This window comes from Chitinophaga sancti, from assembly GCF_034087045.1.
GTDB classification, from domain to species: Bacteria; Bacteroidota; Bacteroidia; order Chitinophagales; family Chitinophagaceae; genus Chitinophaga; species Chitinophaga sancti_B.
Genome location: NZ_CP139247.1, coordinates 4,858,654 through 4,884,461, shown reverse-complemented (window position 1 = coordinate 4,884,461; position 25,808 = coordinate 4,858,654). Strand labels below are relative to the sequence as shown.

At 46.1% G+C, this 25,808-nt stretch carries 16 protein-coding genes; 3 read left to right on the top strand and 13 right to left on the bottom strand.

The features are described 5' to 3' along the window. The first annotated feature begins 222 nt into the window (after positions 1-222). Both SIO70_RS19970 and SIO70_RS19965 read left to right on the top strand, forming a co-directional pair. Positions 223-852: an HAD family hydrolase gene (locus SIO70_RS19970; RefSeq protein ID WP_320573658.1), complete on the top strand. Its 630-nt coding sequence runs from the start codon at positions 223-225 to the stop codon at positions 850-852. A 10-nt stretch (positions 853-862) separates the two neighbouring features. Then, the gene (locus tag SIO70_RS19965; protein WP_320573656.1) at positions 863-1,018 is read left to right on the top strand and encodes a hypothetical protein; all 156 of its coding nucleotides are present in this window, start codon (positions 863-865) and stop codon (positions 1,016-1,018) included. Positions 1,019-1,460: 442 nt separating this feature from the next. Here SIO70_RS19965 and SIO70_RS19960 read toward each other — a convergent pair whose 3' ends face one another. The 13 genes from SIO70_RS19960 to SIO70_RS19900 form a co-directional block, all read right to left on the bottom strand. Next, positions 1,461-2,885 (bottom strand): glycoside hydrolase family 30 protein, encoded by a 1,425-nt coding sequence (locus SIO70_RS19960; RefSeq protein ID WP_320573654.1) that lies wholly within the window; start codon positions 2,883-2,885, stop codon positions 1,461-1,463. 188 nt (positions 2,886-3,073) lie between these two features. Continuing rightward, positions 3,074-5,416 carry a glycoside hydrolase family 3 N-terminal domain-containing protein gene (locus tag SIO70_RS19955; protein WP_320573652.1) on the bottom strand — a complete coding sequence of 781 codons (2,343 nt, stop codon included), beginning with the start codon at positions 5,414-5,416 and terminating at the stop codon, positions 3,074-3,076. A 99-nt stretch (positions 5,417-5,515) separates the two neighbouring features. Beyond that, positions 5,516-6,985 (bottom strand): RagB/SusD family nutrient uptake outer membrane protein, encoded by a 1,470-nt coding sequence (locus SIO70_RS19950; protein WP_320573646.1) that lies wholly within the window; start codon positions 6,983-6,985, stop codon positions 5,516-5,518. A gap of 19 nt (positions 6,986-7,004) precedes the next feature. Then, positions 7,005-10,031, bottom strand: a complete 3,027-nt coding sequence (locus SIO70_RS19945; protein ID WP_320573642.1) for a TonB-dependent receptor — start codon at positions 10,029-10,031, stop codon at positions 7,005-7,007. A gap of 292 nt (positions 10,032-10,323) precedes the next feature. Further along, on the bottom strand, positions 10,324-12,156 hold the full coding sequence (locus SIO70_RS19940; protein ID WP_320573641.1) for a 7TM diverse intracellular signaling domain-containing protein: 1,833 nt from the start codon (positions 12,154-12,156) through the stop codon (positions 10,324-10,326). Positions 12,157-12,173: 17 nt separating this feature from the next. Then, on the bottom strand, positions 12,174-12,791 hold the full coding sequence (locus SIO70_RS19935) for a DUF4412 domain-containing protein (RefSeq protein ID WP_320573639.1): 618 nt from the start codon (positions 12,789-12,791) through the stop codon (positions 12,174-12,176). Then, positions 12,781-13,857, bottom strand: coding sequence for a hypothetical protein (locus SIO70_RS19930; RefSeq protein WP_320573637.1), 1,077 nt, complete (start codon positions 13,855-13,857; stop codon positions 12,781-12,783). The genes SIO70_RS19935 and SIO70_RS19930 overlap by 11 nt, the downstream gene beginning before the upstream one ends. Further along, on the bottom strand, positions 13,854-17,786 hold the full coding sequence (locus tag SIO70_RS19925; RefSeq protein WP_320573636.1) for a PAAR-like protein: 3,933 nt from the start codon (positions 17,784-17,786) through the stop codon (positions 13,854-13,856). The genes SIO70_RS19930 and SIO70_RS19925 overlap by 4 nt, the downstream gene beginning before the upstream one ends. Beyond that, positions 17,783-18,454 carry a hypothetical protein gene (locus tag SIO70_RS19920; protein WP_320573634.1) on the bottom strand — a complete coding sequence of 224 codons (672 nt, stop codon included), beginning with the start codon at positions 18,452-18,454 and terminating at the stop codon, positions 17,783-17,785. The genes SIO70_RS19925 and SIO70_RS19920 overlap by 4 nt, the downstream gene beginning before the upstream one ends. Continuing rightward, on the bottom strand, positions 18,454-18,927 hold the full coding sequence (locus tag SIO70_RS19915; RefSeq protein ID WP_320573632.1) for a hypothetical protein: 474 nt from the start codon (positions 18,925-18,927) through the stop codon (positions 18,454-18,456). The genes SIO70_RS19920 and SIO70_RS19915 overlap by 1 nt, the downstream gene beginning before the upstream one ends. Next, positions 18,927-20,324 carry a DUF3289 family protein gene (locus SIO70_RS19910; RefSeq protein WP_320573630.1) on the bottom strand — a complete coding sequence of 466 codons (1,398 nt, stop codon included), beginning with the start codon at positions 20,322-20,324 and terminating at the stop codon, positions 18,927-18,929. The genes SIO70_RS19915 and SIO70_RS19910 overlap by 1 nt, the downstream gene beginning before the upstream one ends. 27 nt (positions 20,325-20,351) lie before the next feature. Next, positions 20,352-22,199 (bottom strand): type VI secretion system Vgr family protein, encoded by a 1,848-nt coding sequence (locus SIO70_RS19905; protein WP_320573628.1) that lies wholly within the window; start codon positions 22,197-22,199, stop codon positions 20,352-20,354. Positions 22,200-22,369: 170 nt separating this feature from the next. Next, complete coding sequence (locus SIO70_RS19900) at positions 22,370-22,882, bottom strand: hypothetical protein (RefSeq protein ID WP_320573626.1); 513 nt, start codon at positions 22,880-22,882, stop codon at positions 22,370-22,372. 267 nt (positions 22,883-23,149) lie between these two features. Here SIO70_RS19900 and SIO70_RS19895 point away from each other — a divergent pair, with 267 nt between their 5' ends. Then, the gene (locus tag SIO70_RS19895; protein WP_320573624.1) at positions 23,150-25,540 is read left to right on the top strand and encodes an ABC transporter permease; all 2,391 of its coding nucleotides are present in this window, start codon (positions 23,150-23,152) and stop codon (positions 25,538-25,540) included. Positions 25,541-25,808: the final 268 nt, after the last annotated feature.

Genomic DNA, 25,808 nt, shown 5'->3' with positions numbered 1-25,808 from the left:
CGCACACATTCCCATAGAGGAATTTCATAAATTACATCTGCGCACATTGTCATAGACGAATTTCTTAAATCACCTCGCCGCACATTCTCATAGAGGAATTTCATAAATTACATCTGCGCACATTCTCATAGAGGAATTTCATAAATCACCTCGCCGCACATTCACATAGAGGAATTTCATAAATTACATCTGCGCACATTTTTATATCTTAATTTCAAAACCATGCATCACTCGGCAAAAATTACGACACTATTCCTGGACATTGGCGGGGTTTTATTAAGCAACGGTTGGGACCGTGCTGCCCGTAAAGAGGCAGCCAGGATCTTTAATCTGGATATTGTAGAACTGGAAGAACGCCACCACCTTACCTTCGATACTTACGAAGAAGGCAAGCTCACGCTGGATGAATACCTTACAAGAATTGTCTTCTACGAACACAGGGAGTTTACAAGGAATGATTTTAAAGAGTTCATGTACAGCCGTACGACTCCTTATCCTGAAATGATAGACCTGATCTGTCAGTTAAAGGAACATTATAAACTGAAGATCGCGATTGTCAACAATGAAGGAAGAGAACTGAACGAATACCGCATACGGACGTTCGGCATTGATAAATTTGTAGATTTTTTTATTTCTTCCTGCTTTGTGCATTTCCGCAAGCCTGATGCGGATATCTGGCGAATGGCTCTGGATATTGCGCTTGTAAAACCACAGGAGGTATTATACCTTGAGGACCGTGCTATGTTTATTCATGTTGCTGAAGGGCTGGGAATCAATGGGCTTTTGCATGAGAACTATACAAAGACAGTTGAAAAACTGAAGGAATGGGGGCTTGAACTTCCTCCTCAATAAACAATATCTCATGGCGAAAGGCAAGTGGGATATTAATGGAATAAGGGCTGCTCCTCCCAAAAAGAACCTCCCGGCAAAAGGCAAATGGGATATTATTGGAATAAGGGCTGCTCCTCCCAAAAAAAGAACCTCCCGGCAAAAGGCAAGTGGGGTATTAATGGAATAAGGGCTGCTCCTCCCAAAAAGAACCTCCCGGCAAAAGGCAAGTGGGATATTATTGGAATAAGGGCTGCTCCTCCCAAAAAAAGAACCTCCCGGCAAAAGGCAAGTGGGATATTATTGGAATAAGGGCTGCTGCTCCCCAAAAAGAACTTCCCGGCAAAAGGCAAGTGGGATATTAATGGAATAAGGCCTGCTCCTCCCAAAAAAGAACCTCCCGGCAAAAGGCAAGCGGGATATTATTGGAATAAGGGCTGCTCCTTCCCAAAAAAGAGCCTCCCGACGACCGGAAGGCTAAAGGGGGTGCAAATCAAGGTAATAGAAGATTATTTAAGTAGTTGTATTACAAATATATGTTGGCCCGCATATATATAATATACCACGAACTGTGTAATTTTATCGGGAAGCATACCTGTTCAGAAATGCTTCCCGATAATACTACTTCAATACTACTTCCACACCAAAGTCACTACTGCTCCTGCCTTTAGCTCATATTTATACACCCGTTCCCCGTCCTGCACAGAAAAAACCTTTGTCTCCTCCCCGCCATTCAGCGCTACCAACACCCGGCTACCATCTTTATTTAAAAACGCCACATTTTCCACCACCCCAGGATGGGATGAATAGATCCTTCTCGCCCCTGGCCGCACAAACTTGCTGAAATGCGCCAGCGCATAGTACTCTACATTCTTTGTCACCGTTCCGCTGTCTGACCGGACCGTTACCACCCCTCTGCAGGTCATACACCCCTTGTTCACCTTCTCTCCTGGCAGCGCAGGCTGATTGGTCGTAGGACCATTATTTTCATCCAGCGCCATATTCCAGAGTAATACGTTCTTTGACCAGTTATTGACGGTGCCTATCAGTAGATTGCCCACCATATATTTCAGGTTGCCACCAAAATCAGGCGCCCAGCTCCCACCGGAACATTCTGTGAAATATAACCCTTTGTCAGGGTGCGCGGCATGTACCAGGCTCATGGCACCTACGGCACCTTCATAACAATGGAAAGCTGCACCAGTTACGTACTTACCCGCAACCGAATCGTCTAATATGGAAATCGGGTATTCCGGGCTATTCCAGTTATGATCGAATAAAAGTATTTCTGTGTGGATACCCTTTTGTTGTAATACAGGTCCTAAATGATCCTTAATAAAGGTTAACTGTTCTGGCGCCGTCATCTTCATGGTAGGATAGGCCGCTTCATACTGCGGCTCATTCTGGACACTCAGACTGGTTGCTTTGATACCTTCAGCACCTAAGGCCTGGATATATTTTGCAAAATAGGAGGCATATGCTGCATAAGCATCCGGTTTTAAGGAACCACCTTCCAGCTTGTCACTGGTTTTCATCCATCCCGGTGCACTCCAGGGAGTCACCATGATGTGGATATCAGGGTTAATTGCCACCACCTCTTTCAGCACAGGAATTAAAGCACCCGTATCTTTTGCTATGCTAAAATGCGTCAGACTATCATCCCGCTCGCCCGCAGGCATATCATCATAGCTATAAGGTGAAAGAGAGAAGTCAGATGCGCCTATCGACAACCGGATATAATTTATCCCGATCCCTTTCTCTGCATCAAACAGTTCATCCAGCAGTGCTTTGCGCTTAGGTGCTGTCATGTATTGCTGCATTACATAAGCCGATGATCCCGTCATAGCCGCACCAAATCCTTCGATCTCCTGGTACTGCTGACTAGTGTCGATCTTTAAATTTAATAATGCGGTGTCCTTTTCAGATTTGAGAAAAGCCTGCTCCTGAAATAGCTGTTTTTCGTCTCTTGTAGTGAGGAAAACACGTGCATTCTCTTTTTTCTGGGTACAGCCGCCCAGTACCGATGCTAAGCATCCGGCATACAACCATAACTTCATGATAGGAAAATTGAGAAATGGGGGCCGTACCGGCCCCCACATGAATTATAATTTAGCCTGTTGGCAAATCCACCACATTGATTATAACTTAACCCGTTGGCAAATCCACCACACTGATTAAACCTTAACCTGCTGGCAAATACACCACATTGATTAAACCTTAACCCGTTGGCAAATTCCCCACTGCTTTATAACCTAAACTTCGCGGTCAGCTTCGCCACATGCACTTCAAAATCACCCGGCTCCAATACCGGCTTGCCATCCACACCTGCAAAAGCCAACTGCTCTACCGGAATATCAAATGTTACCGTCTTACTTTCTCCTGCCTGCAGCAAAATCTTCTCAAATCCACGCAGTCTCTTCACATCAGGCGAAATCAATGTCGCTAACAAATCTGATGTATACACCTCTACTGCTTCCTTACCAGCTTTACTACCTGTATTCTTTACATCTACTGTTACGCGCAGCACACGGTTCGCCACCTCAGCTTTAAGGTTGCTGTATTCAAAAGTCGTATAGCTCAACCCTGTACCAAATGCATACTGCGGATTGTAATCGGCTTCATAATTATACACCCCTTCTGCCTTTGTCTGCTCTTCTGACGGCTTATGAATATACCCTATCAGCGCATTTGGATAACGTGGATACGTATACGGTAATTTACCGGATGGATTCACATCACCATACAACACATCTGCTATTGCATCGCCACCAAAATTGCCGGGCAGGTAACCCAGCACCACACTTTTCACTCCCTGCTCAAACTTGCTGATGATACGCGGACGACCTTCTGTCAGCACCAATACCACTGGTTTACCAGTCGCAATCAGTTGCTGTGCCAGTTTAGTCTGGTCATCACCCATGTACAGGTCATTCAGGTCGCCAGGTTTTTCTGCATATGAGTTTTCACCCAGACACAATACTATCACATCTGCCTGTTGCGCAGCAGCTACTGCATCTGCCAGCCGATCAGGTGCTTCTTCATACCACTTACCATCTGCCTTATAGCTCACACCCGGGATGTAAGTTACATTCTCTGCACCTGCTTTCTTTTTCAGGGCTGCCAGGATGGTATTATACTGAGCCGTAAACTGGGGTACCTTTTCTCCCTGCCAGCTATAGCTCCACGCACCATCCAGTGTACGCATATCATTTGCGTTCGGGCCAGTGACCAGTATTTTAGCTCCCTTTGTTAAGGGCAATACATTCCCTTCATTCTTCAGCAATGTAATCGCTTCTGCTGCTGCATCATAAGATGCTTTTTCAAACTCTTTGCTACCAAATAAAGGATAGTCTTTGTAGTTAGTAACCGGTTTCTCAAAGAGGCCCAGTTCAAATTTCACACGCAGTATTCTACGCACTGCATCATCCACTCTTGCCTGTGATACCTTTCCCTCTTTCACCAATGCCACCAGTCCATCGCAGAATGGTTCATAGTTATAAGGAATCATGGACATATCAATACCAGCATTGATGGCCAGCATGATCGCCTCTTTATCGCTACCTGCTATATGATCACGACGGTACAGGTTTTCAATATCTGCCCAGTCAGTCACCGCCAGTCCTTTAAAGCCCAGTTCTTCTTTCAGTAATTTTGTAAGAATTTCGTAGTTCGCATGTACAGGGATACCGTTAATCTGACCAGAGTTGATCATAATGGTATGTGCCCCTGCTTCTACCCCGGCTTTGAAAGCCGGCAGGTGGTATTCATACAGCTGTTGTTTGCTGATGTTCGCAGGTGTACGGTCCTTGCCGGATACAGGTGCCTGGTAACCTAAGAAGTGCTTGATACTTGCAGCTACATGGGTTGGATCGTTCACATTATTCTTCTCCCCTTCATAGCCTTTCACGATTTCATGTCCCATCTGTGCACCAAGGTAAGGGTCTTCACCGAATGACTCCCATATACGGGGAAAACGGGGATCTCCACCTAAATCCAGCACCGGGGAAAATACCCACGGGGTATTACTGGCCCTTGTTTCGTATGCCGTGATCTCAGCACCTTTGCGTACCAGTGTCCTGTTGCGGGTAGCTGCCTGTGCAATCTGCTGCGGGAACAGGGTGGCGCCTGCTGTATAGGTCGCACCATGAATCGCGTCAATGCCAAAGATCACGGGTATCTGCAGGGCATTGCCCTTCATCGATACCTGCTGAATATAGCTGACTACCTCCCACCATCTTTGCGGGGTCAGGGCTTTATTATTTGCAGTGTTCAGTACGGAACCGATCTTGTACTTCACCAGTGCTTTCTGTATCTCTGCCGTATCGAACACCAGCGGGTCAAAGCTTGCAAAACGGTTAGGTCCTTTCCCAACTACGTCCAGCGTAATCTGTGCCATCTGACCTACCTTCTCTTCGAGTGACATTTTTGCCAGCAAGGCTTCTACCCTTGCATTTATTGTCGCGGAATCATAAGCTACCACTTTGGCCGGTGGCGCTGTTTTTGTTTTTTTCTGCGCGTGCACCTTCGTGAGCGGGCATATCATGCCTCCCACCAATGCAACTGTCAGCAGACGTTTTCCAAAATCCATGTTGTTGTGTGTTTAGAGTCGCTATGGTATATATTTCTCAGCGGGAATTGAGCATATTCCCGCTGAGAAGATAGCCCCCTTTTACAGGTTAAACAATGATTAATATCCTGTGTTCTGGGTTAAATTCTTATTCAACAACCTGTCCTGCTCCGGTATTGGGAACAAATACTGATGCTTGTCAGTATTCACCCCATAATTGATGGTGGTACCGGATTCATCTTTCTGACTGTTCATCAGGGTTACCACATTCACATACCCGTTTTTCTCTGCACGCATCAGGTCATTCCAGCGGGTACCTTCGTTCACCAGTTCCAGTCTTCTTTCATTCAGGATGGCAGTTGCCAGGTCTGCTTTTGTAGTCGCAGTCGTATTGTCCAGGCCTGCACGGGTACGGATCTGGTTCAGCAGGGTGATAGCTGTGGCTGTATTGCCTAACTCATTATTTGCTTCTGCAGCCAATAAGATAATATCCCCCAATCTTAATAAGGTAATATTATCAGTACTATTCCAGCCACTTGGATCAGGCCATTTGTTCATAAACGGAATTGCTTCGGTATATTCCCAGGCCGCTGCCGGACTGTTAAAACTCGCATTCGCTATCTGCCAGTTGAACGTGGATGTGTAACGTGCGCCAGCAGTATCGCCAGCGGCTTTGAATGCCTGAATCAGATCATAAGAACCGATGTTACGTTTTGCCCACTGATCAGATGCTACGTATGCAAACATCTCCACACCCCAAAAGCTATACGTACTACCTGAATACTGAATCTCCAGGATGGCTTCGCTGTTGTTCTTATTCGCAGCACCCCATAAGTTGGCAAAGTTACCTACTAATGCATAGGTACCGCTGCTGATCACTTTATTCGCATAGACGAGACAGTTAGTATAGTCACCCATCTGTGCATAAGTCTTTGCCAGCATGGCATCGGCAGCACCCTGGGTCGCACGGCCATACTCACCATTGTAAGGAGACGTATTTAATGTACTATCTGCATACACCAGGTCTGTGATGATCTGTGCATATACTTCGGTGCTGGTAGCACGGGAAGGATAATAGTCGCCACCGTTATCTTCTGTAGTGATCAGTGGTACATCGCCCCACTCGGTCACTAACCAGTAGTAGTTCATGGCACGCAGAAAACGGGCTTCACCCAGGATCTGCGCTTTGCGGGTAGTACCGGCCCATTCGTCGGAATTCAGGCCGGGTACTGCATCCAGCACAGCATTCACTGCACGGATATTGTTGTATAGTTCCTGCCAGTCACGCTGGATATTGGTATTTGTCGCCACATAGGTAAACATCTCCAATGGTTGCTCCGCCGAAGTGTTATCACCGTTTACGTAGCAGTTGTCAGAACGACCATCTGTATTCATCAGGTTATCGTACTGGAAGAAGTTACCATTAGCCATGGTGCGGTAAGCACCCGTCAATCCTTCTTCCGCATCCGTAGCAGAGGCATAGAAACTACCAGTGCTCAGGTCAGATTCAGGTTTTTTATCGAGAAAGCTCTTTTTGCAGGCAGCAAATGCCATGGCGAAAGAAAGCGTATATAAGAGTTGTTTTTTCATGTTTCCAGGATTAAAGCGGTTAGAACTGTACATTCAGGCCCAGGGTATAGGTCTTTGCTGCAGGGTACGTACCATTGTCTACACCCAGTGTCATCAGACTCGCGCTGGAACCGGCATTGGTCGCCTGGTTGTTGGTACCTGTACCAAAACCATTGATCTCAGGATAATATCCTTTGTAGTTGGTGATGGTGAACAGGTTCTGAGCGGTGGCATATATGCGCACGCCTGCCACACCGATACGTTTCAGCAGAGATGCGTCCAGATTGTAAGCCAGGGTAGCGCTACGCAGGCGGAAGAAGGAACCGTCTTCCACATAGTTGCTGGAAATCTGGCTTTGCAGTAATGCGGCCGCTGTCGCATTGGTGGTACCGTTGTCTTTTGCACGAGGAATGTCGGTTACATCGCCCGCCTGTTTCCAGCGACGAAGTACGGAAGCGCTTTCGTTCGTATAGCCGGTCAGGTTTTCGATTTCCATACGGGTTTCATTGTACACTTTGTTGCCATGTACACCGTCGAACAATACATCCAGTGAGAAGTGCTTATAGTGGAAATTAGAATTGATGCCGTATGTGTACTTTGGCAATGCATTGCCCAGGTCCATCATGTTGGCACTGTATACCATGTTGCCCGTTTGCGGATCTACGCCCATGGCTTTGTAACCCCAGAAGGTACCGAGGGAATAACCATTCTTGATCAGACCTGTGTAAATAGGTTGTTTACTACCGCCTACGCTTACACCGCCAGTCTGGTAAGAGGTGGTAGAATCCATACCGGTGATCTTGTTATTGTTGAAAGAGATATTCGCGCTCACATCCCAACCCCAGTCTTTCTTGTCAACGACGATCGCATTCGCACTCAGCTCTATCCCTTTATTGATGTCGTGACCAGGCAGGTTTACAGCGGTGGTAGCACCACCTGTGGTGAGTGGCAGCTGCTGGGTAAAGATCATATCATCCACTTTCTTGTAGTAATAATCTGCAGAGAAGGTGATCTTTGATTGCAGGAAGCTTGCATCAAAACCGATGTTCGTTTGCTTAGCAGTTTCCCAACGCAGGTTAGGGTTGCCAATCTGGCTGCTGGGGCTTACACCCGGACTAGCCGCACCGGAGCTCCAGGAATAAGCAGAACCGGCACTCAGCAAACTGTATGTTGGATACAGCATGGTATATGGAGGCAGGTTACCAGTAGAACCATAACCAGCACGGATCTTCAGGTTCTGTACGAAGGTCACGTTCTCCATAAATTTCTCCTGGCTCACTTTCCAACCTACAGATACCGCAGGGAATGTACCCCACCTGTTATTGGTACCTACACGGCTGGAACCATCTGCACGCAGTGTGGCGGTGAACAGGTAGCGATCTGCATAAGAATACATCAGGCGACCGAAATAAGAATTCGTAGTCCAGTTGTATCTGCCTGTGCTGATAGAATAATTTGTACTTGCACCATTCAGCGTAGTGACGGTACCGGAAGCAAACCCAGTTCCATACTGGCTGCTGGTAGCAATCTTTTCTTCCAGTGCGGAAGTACCGACTACTACGTTCAGGGCGTGTTTGCCAATATGTTTGTCATAAGTCAGGGTATTATCCCAGCTGTAGCGGAACACTTCGGACGTGTTCTCACGACCGGCACCGGTGAGGGAGATACCATACAGACTGGTGTAAGGATTCAGGAACCAGTCGTAGCGGGAGTTTTCCATAATGGCGTTGAACTGGCTACGGTATTTGATATTGAATGGCAGCGTAATTTCGGTGTACACATTGCCCAGCAGGTTGTTGGCAATGGTCTTGTTTTCAGACTGCCAGATATCGGACAATGGGTTATCGCCGGAGTAGAAGTTGCTGTAACCATACACGCCGGGGTATGGAGAGCCCGCAGGCATCTTAATAGGAATATATTCAGGTGTTACGAGGGCGGCAATCACCGCACCACCGTTCTGGGTAGAAGCGTTTTGTGGAGTGGAGCGCTGGTAAGAGCGGTTGTAACTCACGTTACCGCCTATGCGCAGCCATTCTTTTGGTTTCTGATCCAGGCTCAGTTTTACAGAATAACGGTTAAAGTTGGAACCCACCATGATACCATCCTGGTTCAGGTAACCAACGTTGAAATAGTAAGTACCCTTGTCAGAACCGCCGGACATACCTACGTTAGCGCCAGTTTGCATGGCCTTGCGGTAGATGATGTCCTGCCAGTTGTTGTTAGTAGAGTCCAGGTTGTAATAAGAAGGCAGACTTGGCGCAGTACCATGAATGTCTGTCATGAGGTCTACCCACTGGGTGTTGTTGAGCACCGGCAATTTCTTTACGATCTGCTGCATACCGGTGTACACATTAGCATCCACTTTCGTAGTGCCCTTGGTACCCTGTTTGGTCGTGATCATCACCACACCGTTAGTAGAACCAGCCGCACCATAGATACCGGCAGCGGAAGCGTCTTTTAGTACGGTGATGGACTCGATGGTGTTCGGGTCGATGGTTTTGATGTCGCTGGCCAGTACCCCATCTACTACATAGAGGGGTTCACCGCCATTGGGACTACCTATACCACGTACTCTTACAGAGAGGTCTCCACCTGGCTGACCGGAAGGCACAGAAACCTGTACGCCCGGAGCTTTGCCGGTAATGGCTTCTACCGCGCTCACGATCGGGCGGCTGGAGATGTCCTTGGTGGATACGGAGGTAATAGCAGATGTAACATCCTGTTTCTTCTGGGTACCGTAGCCGATCACGACTACCTCGCCCAGGTCAGTTCTACCATCTGTCATGGTGATGTTAATTGCGGAACGGCCGTTTACCGCGATCTCCTGGGAAGCATAGCCTACATAAGAAATTTCTAACGTGGCGGTGCCGGGAGCGGACAGGTTGTAAGAACCATCGCCCTGGCTGGTGGTTCCCTGAGTGGTGCCCTTGACCCTGATGGTGACCCCAGGCAAGGCATTTCCTTTACTGTCTTTGATTTGTCCCCTGATGTTGCTGTTTTCCTGTGCGAACAATTGGCAGCATAACATTACCAGGAAGGTTGTCAGGAATGTTACCCATTTTTTCATAATGTGTGTGTTACGTCAGTTTGAATTTGTGGAAAAGGATACGACTGTACCTGTTGGCTTCATAACGTTTTATGACGATAAAGTTAAGGGTATTTATAGGTACCAATCAAAATTATTTTATCATAAATAGCTGAATTTAAATCAGTTATAAAATATTTGATACGCTTCAGTACCGTTGGCTAATACACTATGAAAGGCTTGATAATGATACATTACATGACAATTTTCCCTATATCTGGTGGGAAACCACTGATACGGTTTAATACCATTTAAAAATAATTTGTTGATGCGGTCAACCATCTTCCTTATCGTCCAAAACCAGTAAACTCCACCCCTGTCCATTGGCATTTTTGAGGGCTTTTTTTCTTTCTTCCATCATTTTGGTGATGCGGGAAGCGTAGGACCAGCAGGTACTTTGGCGGATTTCGAGGATTTCGGACAGTTTATGGGAAGAGATCTTTCCTTTGCTACTGTAAACTAAAAAGGTGAGATAGAAGGCTTTATTAATAGGAATACGGATATTCTGGTAAATGGTGTACGCGGTAGCGGATTCCTCGTAGCTGCATTTGGTACAACGACGGCTAAAAGGCTGGTGCCCGGGATAGAAATTATCATTCCCGCACTTGCGGCAATGGTAGGGACCAGTCCATTTCAGGTCTGCCAGGAATTGGAGGCAGCTATCCTTGTCAGGGTAGATCTTACTAAATTCTTCAAAATCAAGGGATGTAGAGAGGGCGCGGGCACGGCTCACCTCTTCCACGTTAGTTTGCAGTTGTTTGTTGTGTTGTTCCAACAGGGCGTTCATGCGGGAGATCTCTGCCGCCTGTTCGGAGATCTCTTTGGTTCTTGCTTTGACCTGGGCTTCCAGTTCCTTGTTCAGGTTATCTTTTAAACGGGCGTTTTCCGTCATCTGGCGGATCATTTGTCGGTGGGCTTTGTCTCGTTTGCGTTTTAACAGGCGAACTTTATCCCCTACGGCGAAGCTGAGGAAAAACATTTCCAATATAAAACAGCAACTCAGGCTATAATAGCTAATGGCCCCAAAATTCAGCCAGGTGTACCCCAGCATGATGAAGAACTTGAGCATAAAGCCTACAAAGAGAAAAGCATATCCCAATACAAAGAAACGGGCCGGCCGGTAGCCTTTGGACCAAACATGGATACCTGTATAGAATGCGACCGCCAGGGGTATTAGTTCTATGAATTTATAATTGAACCAGTAAGGATTGATGAACAGGCAGCCCAGGAAATAGAGGCACCTCAACCCAATGACCACGTTTATAAGGCGGTACAAAAACGGCTGCCGGACCTTTAAGTGTAATAGGCTACTGGTAAACAGCAGGGCAAAAATGCTCATGGTGAGCAATGGCCAGGCGAACGCCTGTTGGTTCCAGATGGGCCAGTTGGGCCAGAGCCACTGGTAGGCAATACCATCCGTACAAAGCTCGTACAGGGCTACGCTCATTACATATAATACATAATATAGATATTGGCGCTGGCGCATGGCAATGAACATGATCAGGTTGTAAAAGCTGAAAATGAGGATCATGCCATAGAAAATGCCGAAAGTGAGGTATTCGGAGAGGGCGTAACTAACAAACCGGTCGATAGAGCGGAGTACAATAATAATATCTGCCGTTTGGGAGGATTGGATCCGGAAATAATAAACGGCGCTGTCCTGCCGGAAGTTGTCCAGGGGGATTTCGAAGTTCTTATGCCGGAACCATCGATGGGAAAAAGGGTATTGGGCACCTAATTGTACTTTTTTAAAAGCCCCGGTGGTATCAGGCAGGTAAGCGGTGATATCGTCGATGGTCTGGTCGAAGAATTCGAGTAAGTAATATTTATCAGCTTCCCGGTTATGGCCGATGCAGATACGATACCAACAAACGGCGCCCAGTTGCCGGTTCTGGGGCGTACTTTCCAGGCTGGCGCGGAATTGCGCCTGCATGGCAGGCTGAGTCACATCGTGGATATCCAGATTGCCTTGCGGGTCGTTCAGAAATTCGATCTGGGCATAGGTAAATATGTGTTCATTCAACGAGCTGTCGATATGCACCACCTGCTGCCCTGTCGCAATATTGGTCAGTAGCAGCAATGCCCCCCATAAAAGCCAATTACGCATAGAGCGCAAAAGTACGTTTATTTCATTTTTGCCGTAGGCCCTTCGATGGTGAAAATCTGATCGTTTAGTTTTTTGGGCGTAATGGCTGTGGCTGTTGAGGTAAATTTGTAGTATTTACTGTCGACCGTGATTTTCAGCGGTACGCTTTTGCTGGCATTAGCATATGTATTCCAATTGGCGTAGGCATGCTTTTTATAAGCGGCAGCGTTCATGGGGAATTTTTTGCTATAGGCGTAGCGGGAGATGCTGGTTTTGGATGTAATGATAACCACATCACAAGGGTAACCGAGCACGGTATCGGCGTTATTGAGGTGTTCAATGCGGATTACGCTGTCGGCATTTTCAGCACCGTCGTAGTAAAAGAGGGTGTCGGATTTAGGGAATTTGTTGTATAACCGGTTGGCTTTGTCATCGTAAACCTGGTAGTTCATGAACGAGCCATTGCTGGTATTTTTATATTTCCCTTCTTTGATAAAGTAGTCCAGCTCGTCCCCAACCAGTTTTTCCATCATTTCGCCGGCGATCATTTTGCCGTCGAATTTGTTTTGGTAGCGGATTTCGCCTTCAAAGTTCTGGGCCATAATTTTCCCGGCCAGGAAGCAACAAAGCAGCAATAAGATCATTCTATTCCCCATACAGATTCTTTAAGGCGGCTAAATTATAAAACTTTTGCTGTGCCAGGTAATCTATAATATCCTTATCCCTCGCCTCCAGGTTAAAGATCAATTCTGTGGCTGGCCAGCCACCGCTGCTACCGTACTTTTCCTTTAAAGGAATAAAAACATTATCTACATAAGCCGCGATCTTTCGCTTCTCATCCTGGTTAAAATCGCTTTTATCCTCATATAGTTTGAATACATAGTCGTACAATGCGCTGATCATTCTATGCTCATTCCCATCCGTATGATCCGCAACCCATTTCAACAATCCCTCCCTGATCACCAGCTGATTATTACAATCTTTCCTAAAAATAATAGTCGCTACTTTTGCCAGCCCATCATCATCTGCTCTCAGGTATTCATTCATCACCAGGTCATTTATTTTCTGATCTTTTGTATACCCATAAGAAGTGACCAGTACTTTTAAAAAGGAGGTATCTTCATTCAGGAGTATAGCAAGATCCGCCTTGCTATCATTGAAAAAATACTTATTTCTTGAAATCAGTTTCTGCGTATACTTTGTATCGATCTTAAAATGATCATCATCCACAAATGTACCCAGTGATGAAATTAATGGGATATGCGAAATGAAGCTGAACTCTTTTGACGCGACCACATCATCTGTCATCATGGGGAATGGGTTCTCTATATATCCACCTTCATAGAGCATGGTGAATTTCTCATGTTCCTTAGTCCGGCAATTGCCGCCTGCACTAAAATTTTCTGCAAAGAGTTCGTGCAGTTTCTTTTGAAACACATCCTTTGCAGGGGTTACATATCCCTTTGTTTTCAGAATCTCTGCAATCACCGGTAGGGCAATATTCATATCTTTTTCAGCATATTGATATGTACCACCCCCTTCATCGTTCAGGTTCTTCTGTAACTCGCTCTGCTTTTTTAATTCCGGATTATTCATAATCACTTCCTTTTCATTACTAACTGTCGTATCTGCAGTCTGCTGTTCAGTGGCCTCTTTGGGCTTCGCCTGTTGCTGACAACTAATACAACCGATTATTCCTAAGATGATAATTAAGTTTCTCATTCAGAAAATTTTAATCCTATATGAAAGTGGTCCTGGTGCACATCTGCATAGTCTCCACTTGAGTGTTTAATACCAGCTTTGTACGTGTAGTTATTTATATAATTCCACTTCGTGGCAAGTTCTAATAAAAATTCCAGCTTGGCAACAAAATCTGCAGTAGTTGGAAATGCCTGCGCTGCCTGCGACCACAGTACCTGGCCTGCGGTATTGGGACTACCCGGATAACGGATATCTACGTCAACCCCTACCCTGTGGGAACTATGCCCGATGTTCCGCGCATCATTCGCCGAAATATCGTTATAGTAAAGTGTGTCGGCATATCCCTTCACTGGCAGACAGAAGAAAAAGCCCAGTAAATGCGCCGCCATTTCAGGAGAAGCATAGTTATCACCGCCTTTATCTCTTGTACCGAAACGGCCCCAGTTCGGACCTGTTTCTGGGAATGGCAGTAAGCGGATATCGACCTTGTTCCCCCTGAAGGTACTCTTCATTTCTTCTGAGTTGATGTACTTTGTGTACACCGGCTTTTTATCTACAATCACCTCATACCTGTATTGTTTCGAAGCCAGGTTTTTATACTCATAAGTGACGGTAAAATTATCGACATCAATCTTATACCTGTTACAATCTTTTTCCGGCACCGTTTCCCCATACTTACATTCATTCACTTTGAATACTTCAGCTGTATTCTTAAACGCTTCTTTCTTTACGCCATAGGCAGTTTTACCACCCGGCAGTGACTGGTCCGCACCTACGATCACACTGATAACGTCTTCATTCTTTTGTTTATTGGCTACATGTGGGATCTTATATATTTTCCAGAAGGCCATAGAGGCCAGCAGGGAGATCTTTGCATCAGTCCGGAGCAGTTCAGGGGTGGTTTCGATATCGCCACCTTCCTTTTTAGTATAAATATTTGCTGCTTTATAGTTGCCTCTTCCGGTCAGTTGCAGTGGCCCCATACCCCGAAATTTCCAACCATCTCCTTCCTCCGTATTACCTAATTCAATCCCTTTATCAGTCGTTGGTCCGTAGGCATAATTGGCTACTTTCTTTTCGCCTTCTTCATCCAGGCCATTTACATTCTCTTCTGTCTGACGGCCCAGTTCTTTTGCCTTTTTCTTTCCTTCTGCAGTCCTGAAAGCTTTGAACCGGCTCAGTCGTACATACCAGTAGTTGAAGTTTTCATCCTCCGTAATATCCAGCCCGGGGCCTGACTCCCCTCTTACCTGCGCAAAGAAGTGGGCTTTATTCCAGCAGGTATCCATACCCAGTTCCTTCATGTACTTTGTATAGTTTGCCGCAATCGCCGTGAGGTCATCCGCTTTTGCCTGGGGAAAGATCTTCTTCAACTGATCTGCTGTTACCTTATCTGCACAATTCGGACATCCTGTAGTAGTGGGTGCAGTCTGTGCCGGTTCGTTCTTTAATACCGCCGGTGCATTCTTATCTGCCAGCTGGCTCCATTCACCGGCATGGGCATCAGACATTTTCAGGTGCTGGAAGAAATAGACCTGGTTGGGAAAATGCTGTCCATCGTCCGTCACTTCTTTGGGATACATGAAGGTCTTAGCCTCAGCTGATTTAATAACCAGGTAGAATGCACTATACCCGTCATTCCTTGCTTTGCTGGCATGCTTCAGTTCATTGGTATCCAGCTGTAATGTGACAAGTTCAGTATTATCCGGTTTTATCTTCTTTTCAACCTTCATTTTCTCATCGGGCAATTTATACCGGTTGTCCCAGAATTCGATGGTCAGTTCCTTGCCAGCGAGGTTACGTGTCTGTATCTTAATATCAATTTTCTCACCGTATTGATAGACCCTGTAAGCCAGGTTGCCACCGGATTCAAAGTACTTCACATCCACGACTTCGGGGCGCTTGCTGATGTAGACATACTTACCCGTTTCACTTCCCCGCATGTTACTTTCTTTGGCAGGGAAAATATATTCCTTCCCGTTGCAGGTCACCTTCTTCACACCGTCAAACTGTAGTCCTGATTGGGTAGGCAGCATCACGAAAAACACATCGTACTCATCGCCTTCAAACCATAACTCACTCAGCTTGCTCTTCAGGTCATTAGTATTGACATCGATACTCAGTACTCCATTAGCATCAAATCTGCCTTTTTTAGGCCCGGCAATGTAATTGGGTGCTGAATGCTTATTTGCTTCCAGGATGTGTAATTCAACCTCCTCATTGGCCGCATTTGCACTCTTAATGATCATTTTGAGTGCCTCATTCCAACCAGCCTTTGCTTTGTAGTTTCCTTCTTTATCACCAAAATACCAGGCGTCTATTTTTGCAAAATCTGCATTTACTTCCAGTGTCTTTGTGGATGCACCCAATGTAGCCGTCACAGATGATTTACCTTTTTGTGCCGCGTATACACCCGAAATCTTATCGCCTTTGCCTAATGCCGGCGACCAGGTAAATGGTCCATCTTTCGATGCATCATAAGGCATCCTGGTAGTAGCGACTACATTGTATTTCTTACCGACTATCCAGTTCTTCGTATTGTTTTCTTCTTTGATGTCTGTGATGGTATTCAGTGCAACTTCGAACCGCCAATCGTCTGCCTGATCGCTGGCAGCGGGTGCATTCTTCTTCGCATTCCAGGCATCTGCGACAGACACGTAGGCTTCAACCACGTAATTACCAGGGTTGGTAAAATACTGATTACCATCAAGGGTGATGGACTTGCCTGTACCTACATCCCGTCCGTTCAGCTGCCACTTAATCTGGCCGACTTCAAAATCTTCGGGCTGCGTGGTGTAGGTCATCTTACTCACCTGGAAGGTCATGGTGGTACGTGGCCTGATCACGGTTGTATTCTGATTGTTGGTAACGGCTACAACCCCGTTCGCTTCAGATTTCATTTCCTTTGTTACTACCTGCTCGCCCATCTTTGCGGTGACGATATAGGTAGCGGCAGAGTTATCAACCTTGAACGTGACCTTGTCTGCACCAGAGGCAATGACATTCCCTGCCATATCGGTGACCTGCATAGATACCAGTTGCTTTTCTTCGGCAGTAGGTGGATCTATTTCGTAGACAGCACTGACGGTTACATTCATCCCTCTTCGTACACGGTACTGGTCTTTGACAAAATGGCCCAGTAATCCATCCATGCTGAATTCATTTTTCAGCTTGTTTACAGCAACTGTAACGTCGATGGAGCAGGTCGGATCGCCTTTGGCATCGGCGCCATAGGCCATTACCCTGTAACTACCTACGGCATCAAAGTTCATTTTAAAATCGGGGCCGATGGTTTCAAAAACGAGAGTACCTGTCTCAGAAAAGCCGAATCCTTTGAACACTTTCCAGCTCACCTTCGCCTTGTCCGCATTACCGGGATTGAAATATTCCTTTACCTTGAAAGTGACGTCTTCGTCTACACGGGTTACCAGTTCCGGTACTTTCTTCCCGCTCTGCACAGCTGTTCCGGCAGCAGCCACTTTCCCTTCGATAGATTTAACCTTAGGGATCTGCAATTTATTGTCAGGCGGTGCTGCCATGGGGTTCAGGGCGGCCATGGTAGAGACTTCCACATTATCGAAGTGGGCACTGGTAACCTGTGCCACCTGACCGTGGTTGATGATGGTGATGCAGGGATTGCCACTCACGGCGCAGGTAGCCTTGCTATCTTCCGTGAGGATCTTACCACCATTGGTGAGGGTGATCTTATTATAGAAACTATCCCATTTTGTGATGTTTACATTGCAGGCACTGTTCACCTTGTTACAGCGACCGAAAGTCTTTGCTTCCAGTGGCTGGCCAATATCTTTCGTACTGGCAATAGGTTTAGCATCTCCGCTGCCGTCGTTGATATAGTCACGATCATTGGAAGATATTTTCAACTTGTCGGGGGAAGCACCATAATCGCATTTGCAGGTAGCTCCCTGTACTACAAAGTGTTTTTCACTCATACTACAGTTGCTTTAATTGGATTACAAACAGCCGTGAGTTGGGTACGGCGAGGGGTCCCATCCTGCTCAAAGGTCCATGCAGCATGGATGGTATCTATCATTTTAGTCAGTTTATTGATGGTAAACCGGATGTCGTGTTCATAGGGCACCGGTTCTTTAAAGGGCACTAGCTGGTAGGAAGTTCGTTTGCCACCCATGGCCACGTTACACCAGCAGGTGAGGAATAGGTCCTGTTGCATCGCGTGCAGTACTGCGCCTTCATCCCGCAGGGCGCAGCCTGTGGCTATGATATATTCGATCGCTTCAGGGCCGGTAAAGTAATCCAGTAAATATGGTTCCTTTTCTTGCCATTTCTTCTTTATTTCAGCATGGTTAAAAACCCGGGTGATACTACCGTCGGAGGCTACACCCACCTGTAATGGATAGAGTACCTGACCGCATTGTGCAGCCAGGTCTGCAGCGAGGTAATCGGAAGAAGCTTCTCCATTTACAGTCACTTCTCCCCTCTCAAATTGAAAGAAAATACCGGGATCATCTTCCACCTTCATACGGCTTACGGTCATGGTGAATGTAAGTACAGAAGGGTATTGTATTTTTACGGTATACTCTACCGGGGTCAGGATTTCCACACGGGGCGATCTCTTGCCAAATAAGTTAAAGATGCCCATTACTGTGTACATTTATTTTCCAGCGTATCGGTTTTACCGTTCACTTCCATCGTCCACACCCCATGAAGGGAATCTGTACCACAGCGTTCAAAACGGTATTCTCCCTTGTAGTCTTCCAACTCCTGGTTGATATCGTTGTGATTATCCCAGTAGTCTTCTTTGCCTTTCATATAGCTTTTCGTGTTCTTAGACAAACGGTAGAACTGTATGAAATAACGGATGTAATGTGCTTCCACATCGGTTTTGTTCACTGCACTATCACAATATGTAAGAATAATTTGTTTGAGGCTGTCTGTAGAATTGGGCGCATTCTCAATGAGTGCGTAGCGGTAATAACCGGGGCCATACTGCCCGTTCACTTCCACTTCTGCTTTATGATCCAGCTTGTCCAGGTATATCACATGAACGCCTGTAGATGTCGATGTACAGGCAAATAGTACAGCACTTAGTAGTGGTAAGAAAGTATACTTCATTATCGCTTATTTTTCCTTTCCTGCGCACCCTCGTTTATATTGCCGGAAAATTCTTTGGTGAATTGCATTTTTGTTAAGAATGGTTTGTAACCCCTGAGGTGTTGTAACAGGAACCATGCCCGGAAGCCGGCGCCCCAGGAGTAGAACTTTTCCATATCAGGAAGATCGAGACCAAAGTGGTCCCAAAGCTGCACTTCGTAGCGGGCTTTGTAAGTATCGCCGGTTTGTTTGAAGCTCAATAAGGTCACTTTGTAACTCCACACGTCATTGACTGCAATGGTCAGGCCTTTTACCAGGTTGTAGTCCCTGCTGTAAGGGTACGATGGGTGACCGTATGGATGGGAGGTTTTATAGCCGCTTTCAGCACCTGTATACACTTTCTTATCTTCCATGGTGATCAGTTCCCCGCCGGCCTTTTTGATGCGCTCAGCCATTTCATCTTCTATACCTGTACAAAAGCGTTGGGTAGAAGGATTGGCCTGAGCAGCAGCGGTGAGTTTGGCATTTTCGTATACACCTCCTTCATTCTTCTGGAACTTATTGATCATGGCCTTGATATTGTCGTTCAGATCACCCCTGGCCATGGTTTCCACCATAATTCTGAAGTCGAGGAACAAATCATCGTCGTTACTGGAAGCGTTGGACAACTTCATCAGGTAACCGGTATCGAGGATCTGCTGTTGATTGTAGATGGCGCTGTATGTGCTGCCGCTGGCGGCGTTGGCGAACTTCGCGTCCTTTTGTGGGTCAAAGCCATCGTTCACATAGGAGTTTTTGTAGGCATCTACTTCTCCTTTCGTATATACCGGGCGTTTAGCTATTCCTTTTCCGAAGGCCATATCGTTGGCGATATCAGTACCGTCTTCATTCAGGCCGGGGGTGCGGTATACATCTACCACCAGTGGCAGGTAGATGATTTTGGTAGTGGCGACCACCTTTGCATCCGGTTTGCGGAAAAAGGCATAGACACTTACTTCCTTATCGACAGTATTACCGTCTACAGTGATAGATTTATAGGCGATACCTTTTTCTGCCCGGGTAGTACCGGTTTTGAAAGGGGTAATGGTTTTGCCGCCATCGAATGAAAAAGCCCAGCTTACCAGCCGTAGCTGGTTGTCAGGAACCTGTTCACTAAAAGAGGTGGCTTTGAATTCGTAGGTATTCCCATTGACAACGCTTTTGGGACCTTCTACTTTCAGTACTTTGATGGTCGTGCCGGCGTTTAGTTGAACAGGGTCATTTTTGTGAAAGGAAACGCCGTCCTGTTTACCGTGAATGTTGATCCGTTTGCCGGATTGCAGGGCAGTTTCACCTGCACTGTTCCAGCGGACTTTTTCACCATTTTCAGTATAGTTTTTGGCGACAATGACGAGGCTTCCCGTACTGTTATCTCCCATGGTTTTTCAATTAAAGATGAGGGGTCTTTAGAATAGTTTGGATTTCTCTGCGCTTTTGATTGCGACTGACTTACCAGAGTTGATGGTCATCTCTTCTTTAGAGCTGTCCACTTTTACCTGTTCTGCGGTTTTCTCAATGCTTTTTGCCTGCACGTCCATATTTTCTGAGGCGATCTTTGTAATGTTGGTTGCGCTCAGTTTATAGTCATTAACAGAGTATTGGGTCATACTATCGCCGGCGTTGTGCATGATGTTCATGCCTGCGCTGGCGGTCAGGTCGTATCCTGCGCTGTTGGTCAGGTAGGTACCGGCAGTCACGTCCACGCTTTCTACAGCGATGATGTTGATGTTCCGGGCCTGTATTTTGATATTTTGTAAGGCTGAGATAGAGATGTTCTGGCCGTTGGTATCCATCACGATGGTGTTGCCACCTTTGTCGTTGATGGTGATGAATTCCTGGCCGGCGGTATCATCGAGGCGGATGGTGTGACCGCTGCGGGTTCTGATGGCTTTCAAATTATTGTCAGCATCCCCATAATCAGCTTTGCCGCCACCGTTATAGAGGGTACCGGTTACGTAGGGAGCTTCGGGGTTACCACCTTCGAAATCCACCCATACTTCTTCGCCTGTTTCCGGCAGGAAATAGAAGCCTTTGTCACCGCCGCCGTGTGGCTGAATGAGGCGGATCCAGGGGGTCATACCATTTTGCCAGTTGAAGCGTACGCGTACACGGCCCAGGCCTTTGGGGTCGAAGTTTTCCACGACGGTGGCACTTTGTGCTTCGCAGTAAGGAATGTTTTCGATGTCCATGGGAGGGGCGGCACTGGCGGCAGGGATGCCTTCGAAGAGGTTATAGTATTCTCCGTTGCCATCACAGAAATGTTCTAATGAAGTGATCAGGAATTCACCATGATCGGCGGTAGAGAAGATATTTTCCTGGATGCTGATGGTATCACCAAGTCTTAAGGCAGTGCTTTTACTACGGCCATTGATGCGCACCATTTGGGCCTTTTGCGCCTGTTGCTGACGCTTACCGGTATTTTCCAGTTCTTCTTTTGCGTTGCTGCTGAAAGCGTGAGGTACCTTGTAAGTAAAAGCGCGGTTGTAGAGTTTATCGCTCACGCTTTTTGCATTTTGCGTGTAGTTATCTACGTTACCAGCGGAAATGGAATTGGTGTTGAAATCCACGTCGGAATAGTTGCGGTATTCCTGTGCTTTCAGGGCCTGATTATTTGGCACGGTTCTGAGTGAGATGGTGAAATCAACGAGATTTACCTGGTGATACAGGGTTACTTTTTGCGGGGTATTTTTCCCGAATATGATGCGTTGTCCATTATAAAAAAACCATTCGCCATAGCGCTGTGATAAGCGGGTGAGGAACTGGTAACCGGTTTCTTTATACTGCACAATATATTTGAGCTGGGTCGTATGCGTCGGGTTGACTTCAGGAGAGCCGGGAAAGGCGCTGCTGGTCTTCAATACGGTGTTGACGATATTGGCGAGGTTCTGTGTTTCGAAGGACTGCATATGAGGATTGCCATCGAGCAGTATGGTAGGACTGGATGCGTATACGGTGCAATGACCGTTGATCGCGTTGCTTTCCTTACCAAAAGTGACAGCGGTGACGATACCATTAAAAGACAAGGGAGTACCATTGCCGGTTGCTTCCATGCTTTCGACAGTCATGCGTACTTCTTTACCTAAAAAGGATTGTCCGGACGAGACAGGATCTTTGCCTAATTTTAGTAGCCAGTCGTAGCCAATTTTGATTTCCAGTGCGTGATGCCCTGTCATGGACTGTTTCAGGTGAAGGGAATGAAATTGCCTGAATTGTTCATCTCCTATTGATACAGAAGTTTGGGTATATAAAGCCATTCTCTCAATAATTGATATGGTAATGCGGTTAACGAAATAGGTTAATTACTTACAAACAACCCGAAATTATAAAAAAAATTTGAATCTGTTGTTTAAACAGGCATATTTTTAATTATTAATGATTAATTAATAATTATATCATTTATTTAGATATAGTGAGTAAGGCTAATTTAATATACCGTGACTAATTCGTAAAAAGCGGCGATATCATTGATGGCATCAAGGATTTCGGAGTACTCACGATTTGCATTCAACCAGTATACACGGTAGCCATCGGGGCTGCATAGGAACAGTTCATCTTTCGCCTGTAAGAAGGCTTCATCTGTATCGGGGAAATAGTTTTTAAACTGATAATTGTCCGTACCAGCTACTACAGTTAGTAAGCCCTGGGTCATATCAGCGCTCTCTCCTATTTTCACCAGGTCCTGGTATTCGCAACCTGCCATGATGATGACGAGGTAGCTGTTGCCTCCCGAGACGACTAACTGGTAGGGAAATTCGTACGCGATGGCAGCTGGTGCAGGATTTACACAGACGAAGGTGGCGGGTCTGTTTGAAAAGGCAGTGAGTAGCAGGTCAGTTACCATGCGTTCCTTCCATAATCTGACGAGTGGGGTGGCTGAGCACATAGGTAATTCTACACAAACACCGGTATTTCCGATTTTTCTGATAATTATTTCCATGTTACAGGGCGTTGAATCGAAGATAAGGAGGAGGAGAACACAGAATGGTTAACGCGGTGTTAATACGCTCATAGCTCCAGTCTGGCAGTGCATACAAAAGGTGGGGTTTTGACGTGCTCTCTGGGTATCGGCGTTTTTTCCGGGGCAGACCGGACCCGGACACCAGTGTACCAAAAGCGGACAAGTACCAGTTTATAATTAACTGAAAATGAGTACATATCTTTCTGGCAGGATTTTTCCTCCCCAGCAATCATTTAACCCGACACTATGCACAGGAACTACATAAAAATGGCTACCAGGTACCTGTTTAAAAACAAGGTACATTCCTTTATCAATATTGCCGGATTATCTGTTGGGATGACGGTGGCGATGCTCATTGGATTATGGATCAGGGATGAGTTTACATATGACCGGTTTCCGGAGCATTATGACCAGATAGCACAGGTATACAAGAGCCAGGTATTTAATGGGGAGGAAAAGACCACCAGGGCGATTAGTATTCCCTTGCCAGCTGCACTGAAGGAGCATTATGGCTACTATTTTAAGCGTATGGCATTGAGTTCCTGGAACTGGGGGCATATACTGGCAGTGGGTGAAAAGAAGCTGTTGCAGAACGGGAATTTTATGGAAGCGTCAGCGCCGGAGATGTTTAGTTTGAAAATGCTACGGGGCGATCGGAAAGGGCTGGCAGATCCGAATGGGTTGATGTTGTCACAGACGGTGGCGAAAGCGTTGTTTGGGGATGCAGATCCGATTGGGCAATTGGTAAAACTGGATAATGAACAGAGTTTTAAAGTGACGGGGGTGTATAAAGATTTTCCATACAACAGTAATTTTAATGGTATTTCATTTATAGCGCCATGGGCATATTATGTCAATAATCCTGCATTGGTAAAACCCAGGTCGATAAATGACTGGGGGGATAATTCGTTTCAATTATACGTGCAGCTGGCGGATCATGCGGATATGAATATGGTGAATGCAAAAATCGGGGATGTGGCCAGGAAAGAGGCAGATGCATTTACAAAACAATATGTACCTAAGATATTGTTGCATCCTATGAGCAAGTGGCACCTGTATTCAAAATTTAAGAATGGTGTGGCGACGGGTGATCGTTTGCAGTATGTATGGTTGTTTGGCATCATCGGGCTATTTGTATTGTTGCTGGCGTGTATAAACTTTATGAACCTGAGTACAGCGAGGAGTGAGAAGCGGGCGAAGGAAGTGGGTATTCGTAAATCAATTGGTTCGATGCGGCATCAGCTGGTGGCACAGTTTTTTACAGAGTCGTTGTTTGTAACGGTGATTGCTTATATACTGGCGATTATACTTGTGTTGACCTTATTGCCGGCGTTCAATGAAGTGGCAGATAAGAAAATTGTGCTGCCATGGACGAATCCTTTGTTTTGGGTGGCGGGGCTTACATTTACATTGGTGACAGGGTTGATAGCGGGTAGTTATCCGGCGTTTTATTTATCTTCCTTTCAGCCGGTGAAGGTGTTGAAAGGTGTGTACAAGGCGGGCAGGCTGGCTGCTATGCCGAGGAAGATACTGGTGGTGTTGCAGTTTAGTGTATCCGTTACGTTAATCATTGGAACGATCGTGGTGTTTAAACAGATTCAGTTTGCACGGAACCGGCCAGTGGGATATGACAGAGAAGGGCTGGTAACATTGCCGACGATAACGGATGCGATTGCGAATCATTTTGAGGCGTTCAGGCATGAGCTGATGGCATCCGGAAAGATCGAAGAAGTAGCGTTTTCTACCAGTGCCACAACCACCGTCAACAATAATACGAGTTCTATTCGCTGGACGGGGAAAGACCCCAATATGGCGGTAGATTTTGCAAATATCGGGGTGACTTTTGGCTATGGAAAGGCAGTGGGCTGGCAGTTTACAGCAGGGCGTAATTTTGATGCCGGTATGCTGACAGATTCTGATGGAATGGTGATCAATCAGCGTGCGGTGGAATATATGAGTCTGAAAGATCCTGTGGGGCAATTTATAACATGGGGGGATCATCAATTTAAGATAATAGGAGTAGTACATGATATGGTGATGGCAAATCCTTATGAGCCGGTGGCGCCTACAATATTTTATATCCGGGACCAGTTCAGGGATAATTATGTCAATATACGGATAAACCCGAAGAGTAGTCCGGTAGAGGCAGTGGCGGTGATAGAGGAAGTGTGCAGGAAGTATGATCCGGATAGTCCTGTGAATTACAGATTTGCGAATATGGAGTATGCGGATAAGTTTAAGGATGAGATGCGGGTTGGAAAACTGGCTGGGATCTTTGCATTGCTGGCGATATTTATTTCCTGCCTGGGATTGTTTGGGATGGCTTCGTTTATGGCGGAGCAGCGTACGAAGGAGTTAGGGATACGCAAGATACTTGGGGCCTCTATATTTAATTTATGGGGGATGTTGTCGAGGGAGTTTATTATACTGGTAGCGATTTCATTTTTGATAGCGATGCCACTGGCACATGTGGGGATGCAGGCGTGGCTGGCAAGGTATAGTTATCGCACAGATATGCCTTGGTGGGCATTTGTAGCAGCAGGTGGAGGCGCGTTGCTGATAACGGTATTAACGGTGAGTTTTCAGGGGATCAGGGCGGCTACGATGAATCCGGTGAGGAGTTTGAAAACGGAGTAATGATTTTATTAAAGGTTGTTTATAGGGTATTGCGGCAATTTCACGAAGCTGTTTGCAGGACCCGGCCAGGAGGCCGTATCATTGATAAGATACGGCCTCTTTTCATTGAAAATAGTTAGTCTGTGTCATAATTTTGATATGACTCTATATGCTTAAAATTTTCATTTCGTGCTTATAGCAACAATCGTTTGTACTTAGAGTCTTAAATCAGTTTTCTTTACAGGCTTAAAAAGCACCAATAAGAGGTCGATTTTTGTAACTTAGTAAT